Source organism: Azospirillum brasilense, assembly GCF_007827815.1.
Taxonomy (GTDB): Bacteria; Pseudomonadota; Alphaproteobacteria; order Azospirillales; family Azospirillaceae; genus Azospirillum; species Azospirillum brasilense_C.
In genome coordinates, this window is the sequence record NZ_VITH01000019.1 from 1 (window position 1) to 20104 (window position 20104).

Sequence of the window (20104 nt, forward strand, 5' to 3'; positions counted from 1 at the left end):
GGGGCCAGCGTCTCGATGGGCTTCTTCTTGGCCTTCATGATGTTGGGCAGCGAGGCGTAGCGCGGCTCGTTGAGGCGCAGGTCGGCGGTGACCACCGCCGGCAGCGTCAGCTGCACCGTCTCCAGCCCGCCGTCGATCTCGCGGGTCACGGTGACCGAGCCCTCGCCCGGCGTGACCTTGGAGGCGAAGGTGCCCTGCGGCCAGCCCAAGAGGGCGGCGAGCATCTGGCCGGTCTGGTTGCAGTCGTCGTCGATCGCCTGCTTGCCCAGGATGACCAAGGTCGGGCCTTCCTTCTCGACGAGGGCCTTGAGCACCTTGGCGACGGCCAGCGGCTGCGTCTCGGCGTCGGTCTGGACCAGGATGCCGCGGTCGGCGCCCATGGCGAGGCCGGTGCGCAGCGTCTCTTGGCACGCCGTCGGGCCGACGGTGACCACGATGACCTCGGTCGCCGTGCCGGCTTCCTTGAGGCGGACGGCCTCTTCGACGGCGATCTCGTCGAAGGGGTTCATGCTCATCTTCACGTTGGCGGTCTCAACGCCGGAACCGTCCGCCTTGACGCGGATCTTGACGTTGTAATCGACCACCCGCTTGACCGGGACGAGGACCTTCATATCCCACCCTTTTCTTGAATTATGCAGGCGCACCTTCGCCGCTGGCGCCGAATCGGGCAGCTTGTGACAGCGCTGCGACCATAGGAGTTGACGTTTTGGCTGTCAACGCCGCCTACGCCGCAAGCGCGAAGGAGGCGGAATTGCATCAACGGTTTGCGCCCGGAACCCACAGCACGTCGGCCGCTCCGTTCGCGTTCAGTTTCCGGCCCAGCACGAACAGATGGTCGGACAGGCGGTTGGCGTACTTGACCGCCGCCGGGTTGACCGGCTCCACCTCCGCCAGTTCGGTCATCAGCCGCTCGGCCCGGCGCACCACCGTGCGGGCCAGATGCAAATGCGCCGCCGCCGGCGAGCCGCCGGGCAGAATGAAGGAGGTGAGCGGGGCGAGATCGGCGTTCATCGCGTCGATCTCGGCCTCCAGCCGGTCCACCTGCGATTCCAGGATGCGCAGCGGCGGATAGGCCGGGTTTTCCGCCTCCGGCGTGCAGAGGTCGGCGCCCAGGTCGAACAGGTCGTTCTGGATTCGCGCCAGCATGGCGTCGGTTTCCGGCTGGTCCGCGGTGTGCAGCCGGACCAGCCCGATGACGGCGTTCGCCTCGTCCACCGTGCCGTAGGCGGTGACGCGCGGGTCGTGCTTGGGCACGCGGCGCCCGTCGCCCAGCGAGGTCTCGCCGCGGTCCCCGCCGCGGGTGTAGATGCGGGTCAGCTTGACCATGATTCCTGTGGGTGTCCTCAATCAGCCGTGGGTCAGGATGGCGAGCAGGAACAGCACCAGCGCCACCCCCTGGAGCGCCACGCGCATCCGCATCGCCCGGTTCGATTTGCGCGAATCGCCCTGTCCGCCGCGCGCCATAAAAAACAGCCCGGAGAACAGCGACGCCACCACGAGGCCGAGCGCCACGATCAGCAGAAACATGACGAGTCCGTTCATGGCGCCATCATACCTCACGGTCCAGGTTACGCCCACACCGGCCAAACCGGTTACATGGGCATTCCGATGCGAGGCGCCTGTTGCGCTGACGCCCGGTCTTCTTACATTGTCGCGGACGACCCGGACGGCGAGAGGAATTCGGTATGCGGCGGCGGAGTTTCCTGAAGGCGGCGGCGGCCACCGGGCTGGCGGCCTCGGCCGGAGCCTTTCTGACGACGCGCCGCGCTGCGGTGGCCCAGCCGTCGGAAGTGCTGGCCGCCTTCCCCGACAAGTTCGTCTGGGGCGCCTCGACCTCCTCCTACCAGATCGAGGGCGCGGTCACCGCCGGCGGGCGCGGCCCCAGCGTGTGGGACACCTTCAGCCATTCCTTCGGCAAGGTGGCGAACGGCGACACCGGCGACGTGGCCTGCGACCATTACAACCGCTACGCCGAGGATGTGGACCTGATGGCGAAGGCGGGGATGAACGCCTATCGCTTCTCCGTCGCCTGGCCGCGCGTCCAGCCGACCGGCACCGGCCCGGCCAACGCCGAGGGGCTGGACTTCTACGACCGGCTGACCGACGCGCTTCTGGCCAAGGGCATCGCGCCCTGGCCCTGCCTGTATCACTGGGACCTGCCCCAGGCGCTCCAGGACCGCGGCGGCTGGACCAACCGCGACATCGCCGGCTGGTTCACCGACTACGCCCAGCTCGTCGCCGCGCGGATCGGCGACCGGGCCAAGCACTGGAGCATGTTGAACGAGCCGTCCGTCCACGCCATCTTCGGCCACGGGCTGGGCGGGCACGCGCCGGGGATGACCGGCAAGGGCAACTATTTCAAGGCGATCCACCACCAGAACCTCGCCCAGGGCATGGCGCTGAAGGCTCTGCGCGCCGCGGGCGGCGGCAAGGGCTGGCAACTCGGCACCGTGCTGTCGCTGCAGCCGGTCTGGCCGGTCGGCGGGCTGGACGCCAACTACGCGGCCTCGCTGATGTGGGATGCGGTGTGGAACCGCGCCTGCCTCGACCCGCTGCTGCGCGGTGAGTATCCGGAGCTTCTGCGCGACGGCTTCGCCCCGCTGGTCAAGGCCGGCGACCTGGAGGCGATCCGCCAGCCCATCGACTTCCTGGGCATCAACTACTACAGCCGCATGCACCAGCAGCCGGATCCGGCGGGCCTGTTCGGCACCGGCTACGGCTCTCCGCCGGAGGGCACGCCGACGACCGGGATGGGCTGGCCGGTGGAGCCCGACGGCATCGCCGAGATCCTGATCGAGCTGAAGCAGGAATACGGCAACCCCCCGGTCTATGTGATGGAGAACGGGGCGGCCTATCCCGAGCAGACCGGGCCGAAGGGCTTCGTCCAGGACAACGACCGCATCAGCTACCTGCGCCGCCACATGCTGGCCGGCCATCAGGCGCTGGAGGAGGGGGTCGACCTGCGCGGTTGGTTCGTCTGGAGCCTGCTCGACAACTTCGAGTGGGCCGAGGGCTACCAGCGCCGCTTCGGCCTGATCGAGGTGGACCGCCAGACGCTGGAGCGCCGTCCCAAGGCCAGCTACCACTGGTACGCCGACGTCATCCGCAAGAAGGGCGTTCCGACCTCGGTGTAAGGGGGCGGGCGCAAGAGGGTGGGGCCGCGATCATGGCGCCTGTTCCCATCGCCCAGCCGACGCGCTTCGCCATCCAGAAGGCGCGCGGCAAGGGCTGGAAGACGCTGGAGGTCGGGGAGGACCTCGACCACGCCCGCGCCCGCTTCAACCTGATGGTGCGGGTGAATCCGCGCGCCTATTTCCGCCTAATCCAGCTCGACCACAACGCCAGGGCGGGCGGCGACGGGATCGAGTTCAACTGGAAGCTCATCGAACTGCACGACCCCAACCAGGGGGGAGCGGCCGGAACGGTCCGGCAAGCCGCTCCGGCGAGGGGCGCGCCCCGCTCCGCGGCCAGGGGCGAGGCCAAGCCGCGGCGGCGGGAGAGGGTGCGGCTGCCGCTGCGCTTCTACGCGGCGGTGGTGCTGGCCGGGGTGCTGATCGGCGGCCTGCTCTATCTGCGCTACGGCCTGCCGGGGCCGTGACGGGCGCTCAATCCTCGGCGGTGTAACCCTTGCGGCGCATGCACAGCGCGAAGATCTCCTTGCGGTAGCGGAATTGCGGCGTTTCGGGCAGAGGCCGGTAGGGATAGCCGCGCAGCCGCATGGTGTTGTCCACCTGCTCGGTGCATTCGTCGTAGGCGGCGGTCGCCGTGGTTTCCGTGGCCGTCCATTCCCGGTAGGCCGGGGTGCTGCCGCAGGCCGCCAGCAGCAGCGTTCCGCCCGCCAGAATCGCGTGTCTCAGAGTCGCCATGCCACGGCCTCCCACAATGCGCCCCATAATGCGCCGTGATGGATCTATACCACGTTTTTGTGCGCGCATCGCTCGACGGATGGGGAAGCGGCCGGCCCTTCCGGGGCGGCCGGGGGAGGGGGACCTGATGCCGCCGCAACGCAGGCGCACAAAAATCGCGCCCGGAAATCCGCCGCAATCTGGTAACACGGTTGCGCATCCACGATAGTGGGTGGGCGATGGTCGGTTGGCGTCTCGGACGGAGGATGGTCATGACGGGTGGTTCGCACCGCGCGCGCCGCGCGGTCGCGTTGGCTGTGGTGGTGCCGGTTCTGGCGGCGGGTCTGCTGGCGGGCGCTCCGGCGCGGGCGCAATCGACGGCGGACATCCAATGGGCCCAGACCATCCTGAAGGACAAGGGCTACAACATCGGCGGGCGGGCCAACGGCCAGATGCACGCCGAGACCAAGGCGGCGCTCGGCAAGTATCAGGCCGCCCATGGGTTGCCGGTGACCAACCAGCTCGACAAGGCGACCATCGCCAAGATGATGGGCGAACGCGAGGGCAAGGCCCCCGCGACGGTCGGGAACCTCGCCCAGCAGAAGGTCGGCGGCGGCGGCCCCGGCCAAGCGCCGCGCGAGCCGCAGCGCGAGGTGGTGCCCCGCGCCGCTCCCACCCAGCGGATCGACGGCGGAACGGGCAGCGTCGGCGGCGGCGCGCAGTTCAGCGCCGGGCCGCCCGCCACCAGCAGTTCCTCGGGCAGCCATTCGTCGGGCGGCCCGTCCGGTGCCCCCACTTCCACCTCGTCTGCCACCGCCTCCCTATCCGGACAGGGTCCGGTGCCGCAGGCCGCGCCGCGAGCCAGCGTCACCGCAACCACGCCGTCCGGGCAGCCGGTCGCGGTGGCCGAGCCGGCGGCGGACAGCGGCTCGATGCTGCCGGGCTGGGCCGCCAACGGCGCCCGCTATGGTGTGATGGGTGTGATCGGGGCGACGGTGCTCGGCATCGGCTTCGCGTGGTGGCGCAGCGGGCGGGCCAACGCGTCGCGGCCGGCGCCGCGCGACGACGGGCCGCGCGGGCAGCGCCGCGAACCGAGCTTCGGCAGCGGCCGCCGCCGGGAGGAGCTGACCACCGGCGCCCTGCCGCCGCTCACCAGCGGCGGGCGCGGACGGCGCTAGGCATCCGCCGTCCCAGGCCCTCGCCGGTCAAGCCATCTGCGACATCGGGCACATCGCGTTGCCGCAGCCGGACGGGTTGCAGGCGGGCATCGGCGCGGGCGACGGCTTGGACGCGCCGACGCGCGGCGCCATGATCGCCTTCGCCACCTCGGTCCCGCCGCAGGACGGACAGGACAGGCCATCGGCTTTGCGGGTGTCGTAATCGGCCATGTTCCTGAACCACTGTTCGAATTCATGGCCGCAGGCGCAGCGCAGGGCGTAGAGGATCATCGCGGGGTCCCTGGGTGGATTGGGCAACGGACGGGCGGCGACCATGGCCGAGCTTCGCCGACGCCCGCGATGACGTGAATCAAACCACCGCGCTCCGCCCCGGCGAACCGGGTTACTGCGGGCGCTCCGACAGGGCGACGCCCTCCGCGCCGGGGTAGACCGACAGCAGCCGCACCGGCGTGTCGCCCAGGTTGCGGCCGCTGTGCCATGCCGCCTGCTCGATGTAGGAGTCCCCGGCCTTGTAGACCTGCGTCGGCATGCTGTCGCTGGCGATGGTCAGCTCGCCCTCCAGGATGTAGACGAACGGCGGAACGGCGTACCGGTGGCGGATGATCTCCCCGCCGGGCGGCAGCTCGACCAGCCGCGCCGTGACAAGCGGCTTACCGTCGGGATAGGCGAAGGCCTTGCCGTCCGCGGTGGTGGTCGCCTGAAGCAGGGTCTTGACGATCGGCCCCGGTGCGGCCGGCTTGTCCTGCGCCGAGGCCCCGCCGGCCAGGGCGAACAGCGTGGCGGTGGCGAGGGCGGCGCGACGAATGGCCGCCGTCCGCAAACGGGTTACCACGATCATTGCGTGTTCTCCATGCCGCGGCCTTGGAGCAAGGCGGTTGCCTGTCTGCGGCGGTAAGATGAAAATGGAGAAAAAACGCAGTTAATTGCAACCGGATGTCGCGGCCTGCGGCGAAGTGCGGCATCCCGCCGCCGTGAAGCTTCAGCGGTGGGTCGTCACCCCCACCTGCCGGCACATGGACAGCATGGCGCAGGTGGAGCAGCGTGGGCGGTCTCCGGTGCAGATCCATTTGCCGAAGGGCACAAGCCGCTCGTTGATCTCCACCCAGTAGTGGCGGGGCAGCAGCTCCATCAGCGCGACCATGGTGCGCTCGGGAGTCGGTGCGGCGACGAAGCCCCAGCGGTTGACGATCCGGTGCACATGCACGTCCACCGCCACCGCCGGGATGCCGAATCCGACCGCCAGGGTCAGCGCCGCGATCTTCGGCCCGACTCCGTGGAAGGCCATCAGGGCGTCGGGCGTGTCGGGAACCTCGCCGTCGTGCTCGGTGATGATGCGACGGGACAGCGCCCGGATGTCGCGCGCCTTCGGCTCCGGGAAGGTCGCGCCGTCGAGCAGGCGGGCCAGCGCCTCCGGCGTCAGGGCGACCATCTGCTCCGGCGTGCGCGCCACCGCGAACAGCCGCTCACACACCACAATGGTCGTCTCGTCGCGCGTTCGCGCGGAGATCAGGCTGCCGACCAGCTGCTCGAAGGGGCTGTCGTAGCCGCGGTCGCGCAGCGCGAACATGGCGGCCTTCGGGCGTCCGGCCACGGCCTGACGCAGGCGCCGGAACGCCTCGTCGATGTCGAAGGGGTCCTTGTCGGCGAGAGGGGGCGCGGAGCGCAGGGGCATGATCGGTCGCTGGCATGGTGAAGGGAGCCACACCGAAACAGCGGGCAGGGCAGGGTTGCTCCCCATTTCCCTTTGCGAGGCCGTACAATTTCAACGAATTAGAAAGTCTTAAATTAGAGGAGGCTGGGGCATAGTGATAGGGGCGTTCGCCCAGTTCGCCGTGGGCCAGTTCGCAGCGAACCAGTTCGTCTTGCACAAGGCCGGCTGACCGGCTCCCTTCCTACCCGGCGCTGGAGAACAGCGGCCGGCGCAGGCGGCCGGCCGCGATCTCGGCCCGCAGCGCGGCGGCGTCCATGGCCTGGATGCGCTCCAGCTCCGCCTTGTTGGCGTCGATGAAGGGATTCCGGTCGGTGGAGTTCTCGGGCCGCGCGTGTTCCAGATGGTAGAGCGGCCCGGGCACCCGTTCCACCCGCAGACCCAACCGGCGCAGCCGCACCACGATCTCGTCGTCCTCGTAGCCCCAGGAGACGAAGCGCTCGTTGTAGCCGCCCGCCGCCAGCAACGCCGCCCGCTCGAAAAAAGCGCCGCCGCCCGGCGAATCGCGGTGCATCAGCGGGAAGCGCGGGCAGACCGCGTTCAGAGGCGCCGCCGACAGGGTGTGGCCGAAACGGTGGACCTCGCGCCCGAGAATCCAGAAGAACAGCCCGTTGTAGGGAAAGGCCATGGCCGCCCCGCCGCGCACCGCGTCGCGGGCCAGAGCGTACTGCACGGGATCGACCACGATGTCGGTGTCGTGCAGGGCGACGATGGGGGTCTCCGCCGCCTCGACCATACGGTTGAGGAGATGGGCCTTGTGGGTGAAGGGCGTGTCGTTGCCGGTCAGATGCAGGTGCCGGCAGCGGGCGGCCAGCTCCGGCCCCAGCGCGTCGGCGACGTCGCTCGGCCCCGCCTTGTCCTCGCCGATCAGGACGGTGGTGTCGGTGTGCTTGAGCAGGAAGGAGACGATCCAGCGCAGGTTGCGCTTGCGGTCCTCGCTGTCGGCGCGGAAGGGGACCAGGATGGTGACGTCGCGCAGGTCCAGCCGCCCGTCCGGCCCGGCCCCGTCGAGGATCGCCCGGCGAGCACGGTAGGCCGCGGTCTGCGCCGCCAGCCGCTCCCGCGACCCCTCGTCGCGCGGATCGATGGCCAACGCCATCTCGTAGAAGGACACGGCGGCGCCGGGGCGGCCGAGGTCGGCCTCGATGTCGCCCTTCTGGCGCCAGCCGGGGACGAATTGCGGGTGGCGGGCCAGCAGCGCGTCCAGCGCCTCCAGCGCCTCGCCGATGCGGCCGATGGCCTGCAGGGCCTCGCTCAGGTGGTATTCGGCGTCGGGAAAGTCGGGACGCAGCGCCAGCGCCCGGCGGTAGGCGGCGATCGCCTCCTCCGTCCGCCAGGCGACGTGGAGCAGGGCGCCGAGGTTGAAGTGCGCGTCGGCGTCCCCGCCGTCCAACTCCACCGAACGCGCGATCATCGCCATGCCGCGTTCGCGGTCGCCACCCAGCGCCGCCAGCAGGCCCAGCCGGTGCAGGGCCTCCGGGTTGTCGGGGGCGACGTCCAGGATCCGTCCGTACAGCTCCACCGCCTCGGCCTGCCGCCCAGCCTTCAGATGGTCGAGCGCGATGCCGAGCGCCTCCTCGATGGTCGCCATTCGGTGGGGTCCGTTTCGTCCGTGTGTCGCCTTGCGGTGGATTCCACTTTGACACAAAGGCAATTGCGGGGAAATCATCCGCTCCGGGACCATGCCTCAGGGAAACACCCGATAATGAACGATCATCGCATCAGCAAGAATGGGTCCACGGGAGGACTCACCCGCCGTCAGTTCGGCACCGCCGCGGCCTCGGTCGCCCTCTCGGCCGGCGCGCTCGCCACCTTCGGCCGGGCGCCGGCCTTCGCGCAGGGCGCCGCGCTGAAGGTGGGCGTGCTGCTGCCCCGCTCCGGCCTGCTCGCCCAGGCGGGCCAGGCCTGCCAGCGCGGCGCCGAGATCGCGCCGGCCATCCTCGGCGAGCTCGGCTACAAGGTCGAGATCCTGTCCGCCGACACCGAATCGAACGTGGACGTCGCCCGCTCGCGCGCCGAGAAGCTGATCAACGACGGCGCCAACGTCATCGTCGGCGCCTTCGACAGCGGCCAGACCGCCGCCGCCGCGCAGGTCTGCGAACAGCGCGGCGTGCCCCTGGTGATGAACATCGCCGCCGCCGACCGCCTGACCGAGCAGGGCTACAAGACCGTCTTCCGCAACTTCCCGACCTCGACCATGCTGGTCACCAACGGGCTGGCGCTGATGAAGGACCTGTTCGCGGTCAGCGGCGTCACCCCGAAGACGGCGGTGTTCCTGCACGCCAACGACACCTTCGGCATGGCGCAGAAGCAGGCGATGGACGCCCTGTTCCCGAAGCTGGACATGCCCTTCGGCATCGTCGACAGCATCTCCTACGATCCCAAGGCCCAGGACCTCGCGGTCGAGGTGGCCAAGGCCAAGGCGACCGGTGCCGAACTCGCCATCGTCACCACCCGCGCCAACGACGCCATCATGCTGGTGCGCGAAATGGTCAAGCAGCGCTGGGAGCCCAAGGGCGTCGTCTCCCCCGGCTCGCCCGGCCTGTATGACGAGCAGTTCTACAAGGTGCTGGGCAAGTACGCCGACTACGCCATTACCAACCTGCCCTGGTACGACCCCAAGGCGGAGCTGACCAAGCGCGTCGAGGCGGCCTTCAAGAAGCAGTATCCCAACGACCGCTTCGAGGGCTACGCCTTCAACGTCGCCTTCACGCTGGAGGCGATCCTGGTCGCCGCCGACGCCTTCAAGCGCGCCGGCACCGCGGAGCCGGCCACCCTGCTGGAGGCCCTGCGCCAGACCAACCTGAAGGACAAGATGATGGTCGGCCCGGCGATCACCTTCGACGAGAAGGGGCAGAACACGCAGCTCATCTCCGCCTGCCTGCAGAACCGCAACCTGCGTCCGACCGTGGTCCTGCCCAAGGACTCGGCGGAGATGGAGCCGGTGTTCCCGATGCCGGGCTGGGGCAAGCGCTCCTGACCGATGGGAGGGTGAAAGGGGGGCGCGGTCGGAGCGGCCGCGTCCCCTTCTTTTTTGTGCCGTTTCCTTAGGCCGTCTGGGCTTCCAGCGCGTAGGCGAGCAGGCGCTCGACCGACGCGCGGCGGTCGCCGGCTTCCGCGAAACGGGCGCGGGCCTCGGCGGACTGCCGGTCGCGGAAGGCCGCGTCGCCGGCCAGGGTGATGGCCCGTTCCAGATAGGCCGCGTCGTCGGCCACGGTGAAGGCCGGTCCGGCGACGGTCGCCACGTCGCCCGCCGCGACGGTCACCACCGGAACCCCGTCGGCCAGGGCGAAGGCCGCGCTGCCGCCGCCGCCCTGGCGGCGCGGGTTCAGGTGGGCGGTGGCGTGGCGGTGCAGCGCCCGCACATCCTCGACGTCGCCCAGCGCGTGGACGCGGTCGGCGTTGCGCAGGGCGGCGATCCGCTGCGGCAGAGCCTCCACGCCGCCGGCGACGGCGATGCGGGCCTCCGGCAGGCGGTCGAGCAGCGAGTCGGCCAGCGCCAGGAACTCCGGACCGGCCTCCTGGTCCAGCCGGTTGCCGACCACCAGGAAGAGCGGCCCGGCTTCGGGAAGGCCGAAATCGGCGCGGCTGCGCTCCGGCCCCGTCGGCGGCAGGGTCCAGCCGAAGGAGAAGGGACGGAAACGCTCCGCCATGTCCGCCGGCCAGCCGGCCACGGTGTCGGTCTCGCCATAGCCCAGCACCAGCCGGGCCATCGACAGCGGCAGGCCGGAGGAGGTCGGCAGGCAGATCACCGGCCGGGCGCCGGAGAACAGGTCGGCCACCACGTTGGAGCCGCCGAAGGCGACGATGACGTCGGGGTCGAATCCGTCCACGTAATCGACGATGGCGTTCACCTTCTCCTCGTCGAAGCGCTTCTGCGGGAAGGACATCATGCGGACCCGTGCGCCGAAGGCGGCGATGACCTGCTCGCCCTCATACTCCTCGGTGATGTTGTAGGAATATTCGGGGACGAAGCCGTTCTCGCCGGTGATCGCCATGGCGTTCGGGTTGATGATGACCACCTCGCGCCCGAACTCGTCCTGCAGGCGGCGGGCGAAGTCGAAGGCGTCCGCGGTGGGCTGGTGGCCGGCGCCGAGCATCTGGTTGGTGATCAGGGCGATCCGCTTGACGGCGTCGCGCGGGGTGGCGCGCTTCATGCGGCGGCGCAGGTGGTAGCGCAGCGCCGTCTCGTCCACCATCAGGCGGTAATAGTCGGTGAGATTCCCGGACTGGAACGCGCCGGTGTCGCCACGCCGCGCCGCGCCCTGGAAGAGCTGCATCGCCATGCCCCAGAACGCGTAATGGATCGACGGCACGGTGAAGCGCATCGGGTCTTCCAGCACGGCGTCCGTCAGCGCCTCGTAATGGGCGACGTCGCCGTCGAGCAGGAACAGCAGCGAGTGGCGGCGCATCACGTCGCCCATGGTGTAGGCCGCGTCGACTTCCGCCGCCGCTGCGCGGCGGGTCTCGTCGTCGTAGCGGCGGATCAGCCCGGCCAGCGCGCTGACGTTGCCCCAGCCTTCGCCCTCGTTGGTCAGCAGGGTCAGGGCGCGGGCGAAGCTCAGCGCCGCGTCGCGGGACTGGCCGGTCGCGTGCAGGGCGTGTCCCAGGTTGGCGTGCAGCAGGGGCGAGGTCGGGTCGCCGGCCACCGCCCGTCCGATCAGGTCCACCGCCTCCGCCGGCCGTCCGCTCTGCAGCCCGATGACGCCGAGCAGGTGCAGCGCGTCCGGATGGCCGGGCGACGCCGCCAGCACCTCCCGGTACAGGCTTTCCGCCTCCGTGGTGCGGCCGGCGCGGTGGTGTTCGGTCGCAACGGCCAGCGTCTGTTCGATGGTGTCCATGGTCGGCGTTCCTGCTGCTTGGTCCCTGACGGCATGTTTACGCGCTTTTAGGGCGGATGCGCTGAACTTTTCCCATGCAGCGCACCGCGACATTCTTGTGGCATCTCGTCCCGTCGGCAACCCTGGCGATTGCCCTGGCGCTCGTTTCGCCCGGCCACCTCCGCGCGCAGGACGGCGCAACCAGCGCCGCAACAACGCCGGCGCGGCAAATCGTCATCAGCCTGACCGAGCGCCGGCTTCATCTGCTGGAGGACGGGCGTCCCCCGCGCTCCTTCCCGGTCGCCATCGGGCGGCCCGGCGTGGCGATCCCGCTGGGCGACAGCCGGGTCCTGCGCAAGCGGCGCGACCCGACCTGGCACCCCACCGCCAACCAGCGCCGGGAGAACCCGGCTTTGCCGGCGTCGGTGCCGCCGGGACCGTCCAACCCGCTGGGCAGGTTCGCGCTCGACCTCGGCTGGACCGCCATCGCCATCCACGGCACCAACGCGCCGGATTCGGTGGGGCGCCGGGCCAGCGGCGGCTGCTTCCGCATGCTGCCCGCCGACATCGCGACCTTGTTCGAGGCGGTGCCGGTCGGGACGCCCGTCCGAGTCGTCTCCGGGGTCGTTTCGCAGGTCGTTTCCGGGGCCGCCTCCGGTCCGGCCATCCTCCCGCCGCCGCAACCCGCCGTCGCGGTCGCGGCGGCGCCTTCCCCACCTCCGATCCCCTTACCACCGGTTGCGCCGCCGCTTCCCATCCTGCCCGACCCGCGCTGCGCCACGGCCGGCGCCCCGCTGCGCCGGATGATCTGTACGGTTCCGGACCTGGCCGTGCTGGACGGGCGGGCGCGCGGGCTGCAGCAGCGCCGCCTCGCCGCCCTGCCGGCGGAGCGCCGCGACGCCGCCGCCTACGCGCTGCTCCAGGAGGAACGCCGCTTCGACGACCGCATCACCGCCCTCTGCTGGGTCCGCCGCGGCATGGAGGGGGACCCGGTGGTCGCCGCCGCGGCGAAGTCCTGCCTGGGCGATGCCCTGGGCGCCCGCCTGGAGGAGGCCCGTCTTGAGGTCATGCGTCTTGAGGCCGTGCGTCCTGAGGATGCAAAGCGTCGATGATTCGCACAGGAAACTTGCCACGCTTCCCAAGGACTGCTACGCCGCTCAGGCTTGGCCATCCGGGGCTCCGTTGGCCGTTTCGGGGCTCCGCCAAGGGCTGATCGCGCATGCCGTTCGACTATTACCTGAACATCGCCGCATCGGGCCTGCTGACCGGGCTGGTCTACGGGCTGGCGGCGCTCGGCCTGTCGGTCATCTTCGGCGTCGTGCGGGTGGTCAACTTCGCGCATGGCGAGATGATGGTCGCCGGCATGTACGGCGCCGTGCTGCTGGCCAGCCTGCTCGGGCTCGACCCGATCCTGGCGGCGCCCATCGTGGCGGCGGTGCTGTTCGCCTTCGGCTGGCTGCTCCAGCGCGGGCTGGTCAACCGCTTCGTGGAACGGCCCGAACACATGCAGTTCATCCTGCTGCTGGGCATCGCGACGATCATCCTGAACGCCATGCTGATGCTGTTCGGGCCGGATTCGCGCAACGTCATGGTGCCCTACAGCTTCGACACGGTGGAGATCGGGCCGCTGCTGCTCGACGCGGTGCGGCTGCGTGCCGGGGCCGGGGCGATCGTGGTGACGGTGGCGCTGTTCGCCTTCTTCCGCTTCAGCCGCACCGGCAAGGCCATCCGCGCCTGCGCCGACAACCCGCTGGGCGCCCGCGTCGTCGGGCTGAACATCGACGGGCTCTACGCGCTGACCTTCGGCATCGGCGCCGGGGTGGTCGGCATCGCCGGCGCGCTGATGACGCTGCTGGTCGATTCCCGGCCGCAGCTCGCGCCGGAATACACGCTGCTGAGCTTCATCATCGTCATCGTCGGCGGGCTGGGCAGTCTGCCGGGCGCCCTGCTGGGCGGCATGCTGATCGGCTTCTCGGAGGCGATGGCCGGCTTCCTGCTGGACCCGTCGCTCAAATCCCTCTTCAGCTATGGTGTGCTGATCGTGGTGTTGCTTCTGCGCCCGCAGGGCCTGCTGGGGAAACGGTCGTGACGGGGCGCGGGATCGTCCTTCTGGCGCTGTGCGGTGCGCTGCTGCTGGCCGCGCCGATGGTCGCCGACCGTTACGTCCTGTCGGTGCTGACCACGGTGCTGTGGTTCGCCTATGTCGGGCAGGCGTGGAACGTGATGATGGGCTTCTCCGGCCTGCTGTCGCTGGGCCACGCGCTCTACGTCGGGCTGGGGGCCTACGCCAGCGCCGCGCTGTTCGTGCATTTCGGGATCGGCCCCTGGGCGGGCATGTGGGTGGCCATGCTGGCGGCGACCGCCGCCGGTTGCTTCATCGGTTTCCTGGGCTTCCGCTTCGGGGTGCGCGGCGTGCATTTCGCGCTGCTGACCATCGCCTTCGCCGAAGTCGCGCGCATCGGCTTCGACCATCTGCAGTGGTTCGGCGGCTCGGGCGGCTTCTTCATCCCGGTGGCCGGCGACGCCGGCAACGACCTGCTGAACCTGCGCGGCTCGCCGGAGCTGTTCTACTACGTGATCCTGGCGCTGGTGCTGGCCGCGCTGGCGCTGTCGCGGGTTCTGCTGCACAGCCGGCTCGGCTACCAGTGGCTGGCCGTGCGCGAGGAGCCGGAGGCGGCGGAGGCGGTCGGCGTCGACCTGTTCCGCGCCCGCATCGCGGCGGTGGCCGTATCCTCCGCCCTGACGGCGCTGGGCGGGGTGTTCCAGGCCTTCTACTTCAACAACCTGTTTCCGGAGCAGGTCTTCTCCATGGGCCGCTCCATCGAGATCATCCTGCCGGCCATCGTCGGGGGCATCGGCACGCTGATCGGGCCGATCCTCGGCGCCTTCATCCTGACCCCGCTGGGCGAGGTGCTGACCTTCCTGATCGAGGCGACCGGCTTCGACCTGCCGGGCCTGAAGCAGCTGTTCTACGGGGTGGCGCTGGTGGTGATCGTCGTCTACCGGCCGGACGGCGTGTGGCCGTGGCTGGCCGCCCGGCTGGGCCTCGTCCGCCGTCGCGGGGAGGACGCGTGATGGCGGCGCTTCTCGAGGTCGAGGGACTGTCCAAGCGGTTCCGCGGGTTGAAGGCCGTTTCCAACGTCAGCTTTGCCGTGCCGGAGGGCCGGATCGTCGCGCTGATCGGGCCGAACGGCGCCGGCAAGACGACCACCTTCAACCTGATCGCCGGGGTCTTCCCGCCCGACGAGGGGCGGGTGCATCTGAAGGGCGCCGCGATCACCGGGCTGAAACCCAACCGCGTCTGCGCCGCCGGGATCGGCCGGACCTTCCAGATCGTCAAGCCCTTCGGACAGCTTTCGGTTGAAGAGAACGTGATCGTCGGCGCGCTGGCCCGCGAACGGTCGGTGACGGCGGCGCGCGACCACGCCCGGACGGTGCTGGACCGGCTGGGGCTGGCCGATCAGGCCGCCCGCCCGGCGCGCAGCCTGACCCTGCCGGACCGCAAGCGGCTGGAGGTCGCCCGCGCGCTCGCCACCCGCCCGATCCTGCTGCTGCTGGACGAGGTGCTGGCCGGCCTGCGCCCGACCGAGGTCGACCGCATGGTCGAGGTGCTGCGCGACCTGAACCGGCGCGAGGGCATGACCATCCTGATGATCGAGCATGTGATGCGCGCGGTGATGGCCCTGTCCGACCAGGTGGTCGTTCTGGATCACGGGGAGAAGATCGCCGACGGCCTGCCGGCGGAGGTCGTGGCGAACCCCAAGGTGATCGAATCGTATCTGGGCGCCGAGGATCTCTGACCCGTCATCGGAAACAGGGCGCCGGAGCGCCGGAAACACTCCTTTAATGTTTGTTGGCCCATCATTCGTTCCCAGATAAGGGCAACGACCGACACAGCAACGTCCGGTCGAGAAAACAAGCGCCCGAACAGGGGGCTGCATGGGAGGAACGAATGAAGGCACTCGGCAATCTGCGGATTGGCCAGCGGCTGTCGATCGGCTTCGCGGCGGTGATCGCGGTGCTGGTGGTGACGGTCGGCACCGGCCTGTTGCTGACCGACAACGGGAAGGCGCTCAGCCGTCTGGTGGCCGACGTCCGCATGCCGACGGCGCTGGCCGGGCAGGGCATCGTCGCCTCGGTCACCGCGACCAACGCGGCCATGCAGGGCTATCTGCTGACCAACCGCGAAGATCTGAAGCAGGAGCGCAACGTCGCCTGGGACCGCATCGACGCCCTGCGCCAGGAGCTGGACGGGCTGTCCGCCCGCTGGTCCGACCCGCAGGTCCAGGCCACCTGGGACGCGGTGAAGCCGCTGCTCGACCATCTGCGCCGCGACCAGGACATGGCCGAATCGCTGGGCACCATCGGCGACCAGATGGGCGCGCTGAACTCCCTCAACGACGACGCCATCCCGCGCGCCAATCAGGTGATGAGCCTGCTGGTCGGCGATGCCCGCTCCAACGACGCCAGCGGCCTGATTCCGCGCCAGCGCGCCCTGCTGCAGGCCGACACGGAGGGGATGATCCAGGGCGCCGACCGTCTGGTGCTGATCCAGGCGGTCCTGCTGACGCTGGGGCTGCTGATCGCGGCGGCGGCGATCCTGCTGACGTCCCGTTCCATCGTGCGGCCGCTGGGCGCCATGACCGAGGCGATGCGGCGGCTGGCCGACGGCGACTCCGCCACGCCCGTGCCGGCCACCGGGCGGGGCGACGAGATCGGGCAGATGGCCAAGGCCGTGCTGGTCTTCAAGGACAACATGATCGCCGCGCGCGAGGCGGCGGCGCGCGAGCACGCGGAGCAGGACGTCCGCGCCCGCCGTGCCCGCGCCATCGAGGAGCTGACCGGCCGCTTCGACCGCGAGGCGGCGGCCGTGCTCGGCTCGGTCTCCGCCGCCGCGGTGCAGATGAAGGCGACGGCGAGCCAGCTCGCCGCCACGGCGGAGCAGACCACCCGCCAGTCGGTGACCGTGGCCGGCGCGTCGGAGCAGGCCAGCGCCAACGTGCAGACCGTCGCCACCGCGACCGAGGAGCTGGCCGCCTCGGTGCAGGAGATCGGCCGCCAGGTCGCCAGCAGCACCGCCATCGCCGACGAGGCGGTGCACAAGGCCGAGCGCGCCGACCAGGCGATGCGCAGCCTCGCCAACGCCTCGGCGGAGATCGTCGCGGTGATCGACCTCATCACCCAGGTGGCCTCGCAGACCCGGCTGCTGGCGCTGAACGCCACCATCGAGGCGGCGCGGGCCGGCGAGATGGGCAAGGGCTTCGCCGTCGTGGCGGCGGAGGTGAAGGCGCTGGCCGACCAGACCACCCGCGCCACCGACGAGATCGCCGCGAAGATCGTCTCCGTCCGCAGCGAGACCGAGGGGGCGGTGGCTTCCATCGGCGATGTGATGGGCACCATCGGCCGAATCAGCGAGGTCGCCTCGACCATCGCCGCGGCGGTGGAGCAGCAGCAGGCGGCGACGCGGCAGATCGCCCGCAACATCCAGCAGGCCGCCGCCGGTACGCAGGACGTGACTTCCAACATCGCCGACGTGAACCGGGCGGCCAGCGAGACCGGCAGCGTCGCCCGCAACGTGCTGGAGGCCGCGGGATCGCTGTCCGATCAGGCGGACGGGCTGCGCAGCAAGGTGGAGGTGTTCCTGACCGCGGTGCGCACCGCCTGATGCCGCGGGGCCCTGCGAAGCAAAAGTTCGGTGCGCCGGGTCGTCGGCCAGATCAACACTTGACCCGGACGCCCGAGCCCGTCAGCTTCTCGCCGGGCTTCCCCGTGACGCAAGCACATGAACCGACTGCAACGCTATCTCTTCCGCAATCTTCTGATCGCCCTCCTGTACTCCACGGCCGGCCTGACCCTGACGATCTGGCTGAGCCAGTCCTTGCGGTTGATCGAGATGGTGGTGGAGGCCGGGGCGCCGATGCGGGTGTTCCTGTGGCTGCTCATCCTGACGGTGCCGACCTTCCTCGGCATCGTGCTGCCGCTGGCCCTGGTCGGGGCGGTGCTGTTCACCTACAACCGCTTGGCGACCGACAGTGAGCTGGTGGTGATGCGCGCCGCCGGCGTCGGCCCCTTCGCCCTGGCGGCGCCGGCGATGCTGCTGGCCTCGGGCGTGACGGTGGCGGTCTATGTGCTGAACCTGTGGCTGACGCCCGCCGCCCACCAGGAGCTGGTGCGCATGGAATACGCGGTGCGCAGCGACTATTCGCAGCTGTTCCTCCGCGAGGGCGTGTTCAACGAGGTGGGCGACCGCTTCAGCGTCTTCGTGCGGGAGCGCGACAGCGAGGCCAACCTGCACAACGTGATCATCCATGACGGGCGCGTTCCGGAAAAGCCGGTGACCATCATGGGCGAGCGGGCGGTGATGCTGACCGGGTCGGAGGGCGCGCGCTTCGTCGTCTACAACGGCAACCGGCAGGAACTGGACCGCAAGACCAACCGTCTGTCGCAGCTCTTCTTCGAACGCTACGCCGTCGACCTGAAGGTGTTGAGCAGCGCCAGCGCCGAGCGCTATCCGGACGCCCGCGAGCGCTCCACCGACGAGCTTCTGCACCCGTCGCCGCAGTTGGCGGAAGACCCGAAGATGATGCGGGACCTGCTGGCGGAGCTGCACCACCGGCTGTCCTCGCCCCTGCTGGCGCTGGCCTACACCATGGTGGCGCTGGCCTGCCTGCTGTCGGGCGAATTCAACCGGCGCGGCCAGTCGGTGCGCGTGACCACCGCGGTGCTGGTGGTGATGGCGATCCAGTCGGCCGTCCTCGGCCTGTCCAGCCTCGCCGCGAAGGTCACCGTGCTGGTGCCGCTGATGTATGTGCTGCCGGTGGCGGCGCTGGCGCCGGCGGCCTGGATCCTGTCGCGCAACCTGCGGCGGCGCGTGCCGCCCGGCGGCGAAGCGGCGGCGGGCTGAGGGAGGCGGGCCGGGTCTTGCGCATCCTGTTCATCACCTCCAACCGTCTGGGTGACGCGGTCCTGTCCACAGGGCTGCTCGCCCATCTGAGCGAACGGCATCCGGACGCCGCGCTGACCATCGCCTGCGGACCGCTGCCGGCGCCGCTGTTCCGCTCCGTGCCGGGGCTGGAGCGGCTGATCCCGATGCCGAAGCGGGCCTGGGCGCGGCATTGGATCGACCTGTGGCGGGCCTGCGTCGGCACGCGCTGGGATCTGGTGGTGGACCTGCGCAACTCCGCGGTCGGCCGGCTCGTCCTGGCGAAACGCCGCTTCTTCCACGCCCGCGCCCCGCACCTCCACAAGGTGGAGGAGATCGGGCGGGTGCTCGGCCTGTCGCCGCCGCCGTCGCCGCGCCTGTGGATCGACGCGGCGGCCGAGGCCGAGGCCGACCGGCTGCTGACCGGCGGGACGGAGCCGTTCCTGGCGATCGGCCCGACCGCCAACTGGACCGGCAAGGAATGGCCGGCCGAGCGCTTCGCCGAACTTGCAACACGGTTGACCGGCCCCGGCGGCCGGCTGTCCGGCCGGCGCGTCGCCGTCCTGGCCGCCGGTCCGGAGCGCGAGCGCGCCCGCCCGGTTCTGGAGGCGCTGGGCAGCCGGGCCATCGACCTGACCGGCCGCACCGACCCCATGGCCGCGGCGGCCTGCGTGCGCCGGGCGGCGCTGTACATCGGCAACGATTCCGGGCTGATGCACATCGCCGCCGCCGCCGGCACGCCAACCGTCGGGCTGTTCGGCCCGGGCTTCCCGGAGACCTACGGCCCGTGGGGAGTGGCGGCGCGCACCGTGATCAGCCGGGTTCCGCGCTCCGAACTGCTGGCCCGCCAGAAGGCCGACCCGCGGGCCACCGGACTGATGGACGGCATCTCCGTGGACGCGGTCGAGCAGGCGGCGGAGGAACTGTTCGGGCCGGCAACTCAGGAACGGCGCGAAGTCGTGACAAATCCTTGCAAATCACCGGAAACAGGTCCCTAAAGTTGACAAGGATTGAAGGATCGCTGACAATCCTTTTGGTCCGGACCTGATACAGCATTGCTCTGTCCGGCGGCCTGTCCCGAGGGTTTGGAATGAAGCCGACACCGACATACGCGAACAAGCCGACCTCCGACAATCCTCGTGATGTCGAGGCCTGGGCTTTGGCGGAGGCGTCACGGCGCCTGCTCGATGCCGGGCGCAGCCCCGTGAACGAAGAGACGCTCCGCGCCGCCCTGCAACTGAACCAGCGCCTGTGGACGATCTTCCAGGCCGCGATGACCGAGGACGATTGCGGCCATCCGCCGGAGGTGCGCACCAACATCGCCGCCCTGTCGCTGCTGGTCGACCGTGAGACGATGGCCCGCCTGGTCGATCTCGACGTGTCGAAGCTGGACACCCTCATCAGCATCAACCGGTCGGTGGCCAGCGGCCTGACCGCCCGTCCGGACACGGCCGCTCCGGGCCAGCCGGCTCCGGCTGCGCAGGCGGCCCGTCCCCCGATGGCGCCCCCAATGGCGCCTCCGGTCGCGGCGCCGGACGGCCAGCCGCCACGCCAATCGTTGCGCATCTCGATCTGAGAGCCACGCGCGTTCCATGAAAAAACCGGCGTCCCTCGGGACGCCGGTTTTTTTG

General features: G+C 70.3%; 21 protein-coding genes. 12 read left to right on the top strand and 9 right to left on the bottom strand.

Translation table 11 applies throughout. The annotated features are described in order from the left end of the window. The 3 genes from FBZ83_RS27605 to FBZ83_RS27615 all read right to left on the bottom strand — a co-directional run. A partial coding sequence (locus tag FBZ83_RS27605; RefSeq protein WP_145689990.1) for an electron transfer flavoprotein subunit beta/FixA family protein occupies positions 1-611 on the bottom strand: 611 nt, incomplete at its 3' end. Positions 612-756: 145 nt separating this feature from the next. Continuing rightward, complete coding sequence (locus FBZ83_RS27610; protein WP_145689991.1) at positions 757-1326, bottom strand: cob(I)yrinic acid a,c-diamide adenosyltransferase; 570 nt, start codon at positions 1324-1326, stop codon at positions 757-759. 21 nt (positions 1327-1347) lie between these two features. After that, positions 1348-1542, bottom strand: coding sequence for a twin transmembrane helix small protein (locus FBZ83_RS27615; RefSeq protein ID WP_014197605.1), 195 nt, complete (start codon positions 1540-1542; stop codon positions 1348-1350). 143 nt (positions 1543-1685) lie between these two features. Here FBZ83_RS27615 and FBZ83_RS27620 point away from each other — a divergent pair, with 143 nt between their 5' ends. Both FBZ83_RS27620 and FBZ83_RS27625 read left to right on the top strand, forming a co-directional pair. Further along, on the top strand, positions 1686-3134 hold the full coding sequence (locus FBZ83_RS27620) for a GH1 family beta-glucosidase (protein WP_137104796.1): 1449 nt from the start codon (positions 1686-1688) through the stop codon (positions 3132-3134). A gap of 32 nt (positions 3135-3166) precedes the next feature. Further along, positions 3167-3598 (top strand): hypothetical protein, encoded by a 432-nt coding sequence (locus tag FBZ83_RS27625; RefSeq protein WP_145689992.1) that lies wholly within the window; start codon positions 3167-3169, stop codon positions 3596-3598. 7 nt (positions 3599-3605) lie between these two features. On the opposite strand, the gene FBZ83_RS27630 is transcribed toward FBZ83_RS27625, so the two are convergent. After that, positions 3606-3866: a hypothetical protein gene (locus tag FBZ83_RS27630; protein ID WP_145689993.1), complete on the bottom strand. Its 261-nt coding sequence runs from the start codon at positions 3864-3866 to the stop codon at positions 3606-3608. 251 nt (positions 3867-4117) lie between these two features. Here FBZ83_RS27630 and FBZ83_RS27635 point away from each other — a divergent pair, with 251 nt between their 5' ends. Continuing rightward, entirely contained in the window at positions 4118-5023 is a 906-nt protein-coding gene (locus tag FBZ83_RS27635) for a peptidoglycan-binding domain-containing protein (RefSeq protein ID WP_145689994.1), read from the top strand. Positions 5024-5050: 27 nt separating this feature from the next. On the opposite strand, the gene FBZ83_RS27640 is transcribed toward FBZ83_RS27635, so the two are convergent. The 4 genes from FBZ83_RS27640 to FBZ83_RS27655 form a co-directional block, all read right to left on the bottom strand. Continuing rightward, positions 5051-5293 (bottom strand): DUF1178 family protein, encoded by a 243-nt coding sequence (locus tag FBZ83_RS27640; protein ID WP_145689995.1) that lies wholly within the window; start codon positions 5291-5293, stop codon positions 5051-5053. A gap of 112 nt (positions 5294-5405) precedes the next feature. Next, on the bottom strand, positions 5406-5861 hold the full coding sequence (locus FBZ83_RS27645; protein WP_145689996.1) for a cupin domain-containing protein: 456 nt from the start codon (positions 5859-5861) through the stop codon (positions 5406-5408). 141 nt (positions 5862-6002) lie between these two features. After that, entirely contained in the window at positions 6003-6695 is a 693-nt protein-coding gene (locus FBZ83_RS27650; RefSeq protein ID WP_145689997.1) for an endonuclease III domain-containing protein, read from the bottom strand. A 220-nt stretch (positions 6696-6915) separates the two neighbouring features. Then, positions 6916-8322: a glycosyltransferase family 2 protein gene (locus FBZ83_RS27655; RefSeq protein WP_145689998.1), complete on the bottom strand. Its 1407-nt coding sequence runs from the start codon at positions 8320-8322 to the stop codon at positions 6916-6918. 114 nt (positions 8323-8436) lie between these two features. On the opposite strand from FBZ83_RS27655, the gene FBZ83_RS27660 reads away from it, so the two are divergent. Next, complete coding sequence (locus tag FBZ83_RS27660; protein WP_145689999.1) at positions 8437-9711, top strand: ABC transporter substrate-binding protein; 1275 nt, start codon at positions 8437-8439, stop codon at positions 9709-9711. A gap of 67 nt (positions 9712-9778) precedes the next feature. Here FBZ83_RS27660 and FBZ83_RS27665 read toward each other — a convergent pair whose 3' ends face one another. Further along, positions 9779-11572 carry a tetratricopeptide repeat protein gene (locus FBZ83_RS27665; protein WP_145690000.1) on the bottom strand — a complete coding sequence of 598 codons (1794 nt, stop codon included), beginning with the start codon at positions 11570-11572 and terminating at the stop codon, positions 9779-9781. 74 nt (positions 11573-11646) lie between these two features. Between FBZ83_RS27665 and FBZ83_RS27670 the strand changes: the two genes are divergently transcribed. From FBZ83_RS27670 to FBZ83_RS27705, 8 genes are all read left to right on the top strand, one after another. After that, on the top strand, positions 11647-12663 hold the full coding sequence (locus FBZ83_RS27670) for a L,D-transpeptidase (RefSeq protein ID WP_145690001.1): 1017 nt from the start codon (positions 11647-11649) through the stop codon (positions 12661-12663). 107 nt (positions 12664-12770) lie between these two features. Then, a complete protein-coding gene (locus FBZ83_RS27675) occupies positions 12771-13640 on the top strand; it encodes a branched-chain amino acid ABC transporter permease (protein ID WP_145679789.1) in 870 nt (289 codons plus the stop codon). Continuing rightward, entirely contained in the window at positions 13637-14626 is a 990-nt protein-coding gene (locus FBZ83_RS27680; RefSeq protein ID WP_145690002.1) for a branched-chain amino acid ABC transporter permease, read from the top strand. The genes FBZ83_RS27675 and FBZ83_RS27680 overlap by 4 nt, the downstream gene beginning before the upstream one ends. Further along, positions 14626-15351: an ABC transporter ATP-binding protein gene (locus tag FBZ83_RS27685; protein WP_145690003.1), complete on the top strand. Its 726-nt coding sequence runs from the start codon at positions 14626-14628 to the stop codon at positions 15349-15351. Before FBZ83_RS27680 ends, FBZ83_RS27685 begins: the two co-directional genes overlap by 1 nt. 152 nt (positions 15352-15503) lie before the next feature. Further along, positions 15504-17216: a methyl-accepting chemotaxis protein gene (locus FBZ83_RS27690; RefSeq protein WP_145690004.1), complete on the top strand. Its 1713-nt coding sequence runs from the start codon at positions 15504-15506 to the stop codon at positions 17214-17216. A gap of 117 nt (positions 17217-17333) precedes the next feature. Continuing rightward, positions 17334-18455 carry an LPS export ABC transporter permease LptF gene (gene lptF / locus FBZ83_RS27695; RefSeq protein WP_145690005.1) on the top strand — a complete coding sequence of 374 codons (1122 nt, stop codon included), beginning with the start codon at positions 17334-17336 and terminating at the stop codon, positions 18453-18455. Positions 18456-18472: 17 nt separating this feature from the next. After that, positions 18473-19471, top strand: a complete 999-nt coding sequence (locus FBZ83_RS27700) for a glycosyltransferase family 9 protein (RefSeq protein WP_145690006.1) — start codon at positions 18473-18475, stop codon at positions 19469-19471. 92 nt (positions 19472-19563) lie between these two features. Continuing rightward, positions 19564-20049 (top strand): flagellar biosynthesis regulator FlaF, encoded by a 486-nt coding sequence (locus FBZ83_RS27705; RefSeq protein WP_145690007.1) that lies wholly within the window; start codon positions 19564-19566, stop codon positions 20047-20049. The last annotated feature ends 55 nt before the right edge of the window (positions 20050-20104 follow it).

Coding starts and splice junctions, on each gene's coding strand:
- FBZ83_RS27685 (WP_145690003.1), top strand. CDS start 14,626: ATGGCGGCGCTTCTCGAGGTCGAGGGACTGTCCAAGCGGTTCCGCGGG.
- FBZ83_RS27630 (WP_145689993.1), bottom strand. CDS start 3,866: ATGGCGACTCTGAGACACGCGATTCTGGCGGGCGGAACGCTGCTGCTG.
- FBZ83_RS27650 (WP_145689997.1), bottom strand. CDS start 6,695: ATGCCCCTGCGCTCCGCGCCCCCTCTCGCCGACAAGGACCCCTTCGAC.
- FBZ83_RS27625 (WP_145689992.1), top strand. CDS start 3,167: ATGGCGCCTGTTCCCATCGCCCAGCCGACGCGCTTCGCCATCCAGAAG.
- FBZ83_RS27665 (WP_145690000.1), bottom strand. CDS start 11,572: ATGGACACCATCGAACAGACGCTGGCCGTTGCGACCGAACACCACCGC.
- FBZ83_RS27610 (WP_145689991.1), bottom strand. CDS start 1,326: ATGGTCAAGCTGACCCGCATCTACACCCGCGGCGGGGACCGCGGCGAG.
- FBZ83_RS27635 (WP_145689994.1), top strand. CDS start 4,118: ATGACGGGTGGTTCGCACCGCGCGCGCCGCGCGGTCGCGTTGGCTGTG.
- FBZ83_RS27670 (WP_145690001.1), top strand. CDS start 11,647: ATGCAGCGCACCGCGACATTCTTGTGGCATCTCGTCCCGTCGGCAACC.
- FBZ83_RS27705 (WP_145690007.1), top strand. CDS start 19,564: ATGAAGCCGACACCGACATACGCGAACAAGCCGACCTCCGACAATCCT.
- FBZ83_RS27645 (WP_145689996.1), bottom strand. CDS start 5,861: ATGATCGTGGTAACCCGTTTGCGGACGGCGGCCATTCGTCGCGCCGCC.
- FBZ83_RS27620 (WP_137104796.1), top strand. CDS start 1,686: ATGCGGCGGCGGAGTTTCCTGAAGGCGGCGGCGGCCACCGGGCTGGCG.
- FBZ83_RS27640 (WP_145689995.1), bottom strand. CDS start 5,293: ATGATCCTCTACGCCCTGCGCTGCGCCTGCGGCCATGAATTCGAACAG.
- FBZ83_RS27615 (WP_014197605.1), bottom strand. CDS start 1,542: ATGAACGGACTCGTCATGTTTCTGCTGATCGTGGCGCTCGGCCTCGTG.
- lptF (WP_145690005.1), top strand. CDS start 17,334: ATGAACCGACTGCAACGCTATCTCTTCCGCAATCTTCTGATCGCCCTC.
- FBZ83_RS27660 (WP_145689999.1), top strand. CDS start 8,437: ATGAACGATCATCGCATCAGCAAGAATGGGTCCACGGGAGGACTCACC.
- FBZ83_RS27675 (WP_145679789.1), top strand. CDS start 12,771: ATGCCGTTCGACTATTACCTGAACATCGCCGCATCGGGCCTGCTGACC.
- FBZ83_RS27655 (WP_145689998.1), bottom strand. CDS start 8,322: ATGGCGACCATCGAGGAGGCGCTCGGCATCGCGCTCGACCATCTGAAG.
- FBZ83_RS27690 (WP_145690004.1), top strand. CDS start 15,504: ATGAAGGCACTCGGCAATCTGCGGATTGGCCAGCGGCTGTCGATCGGC.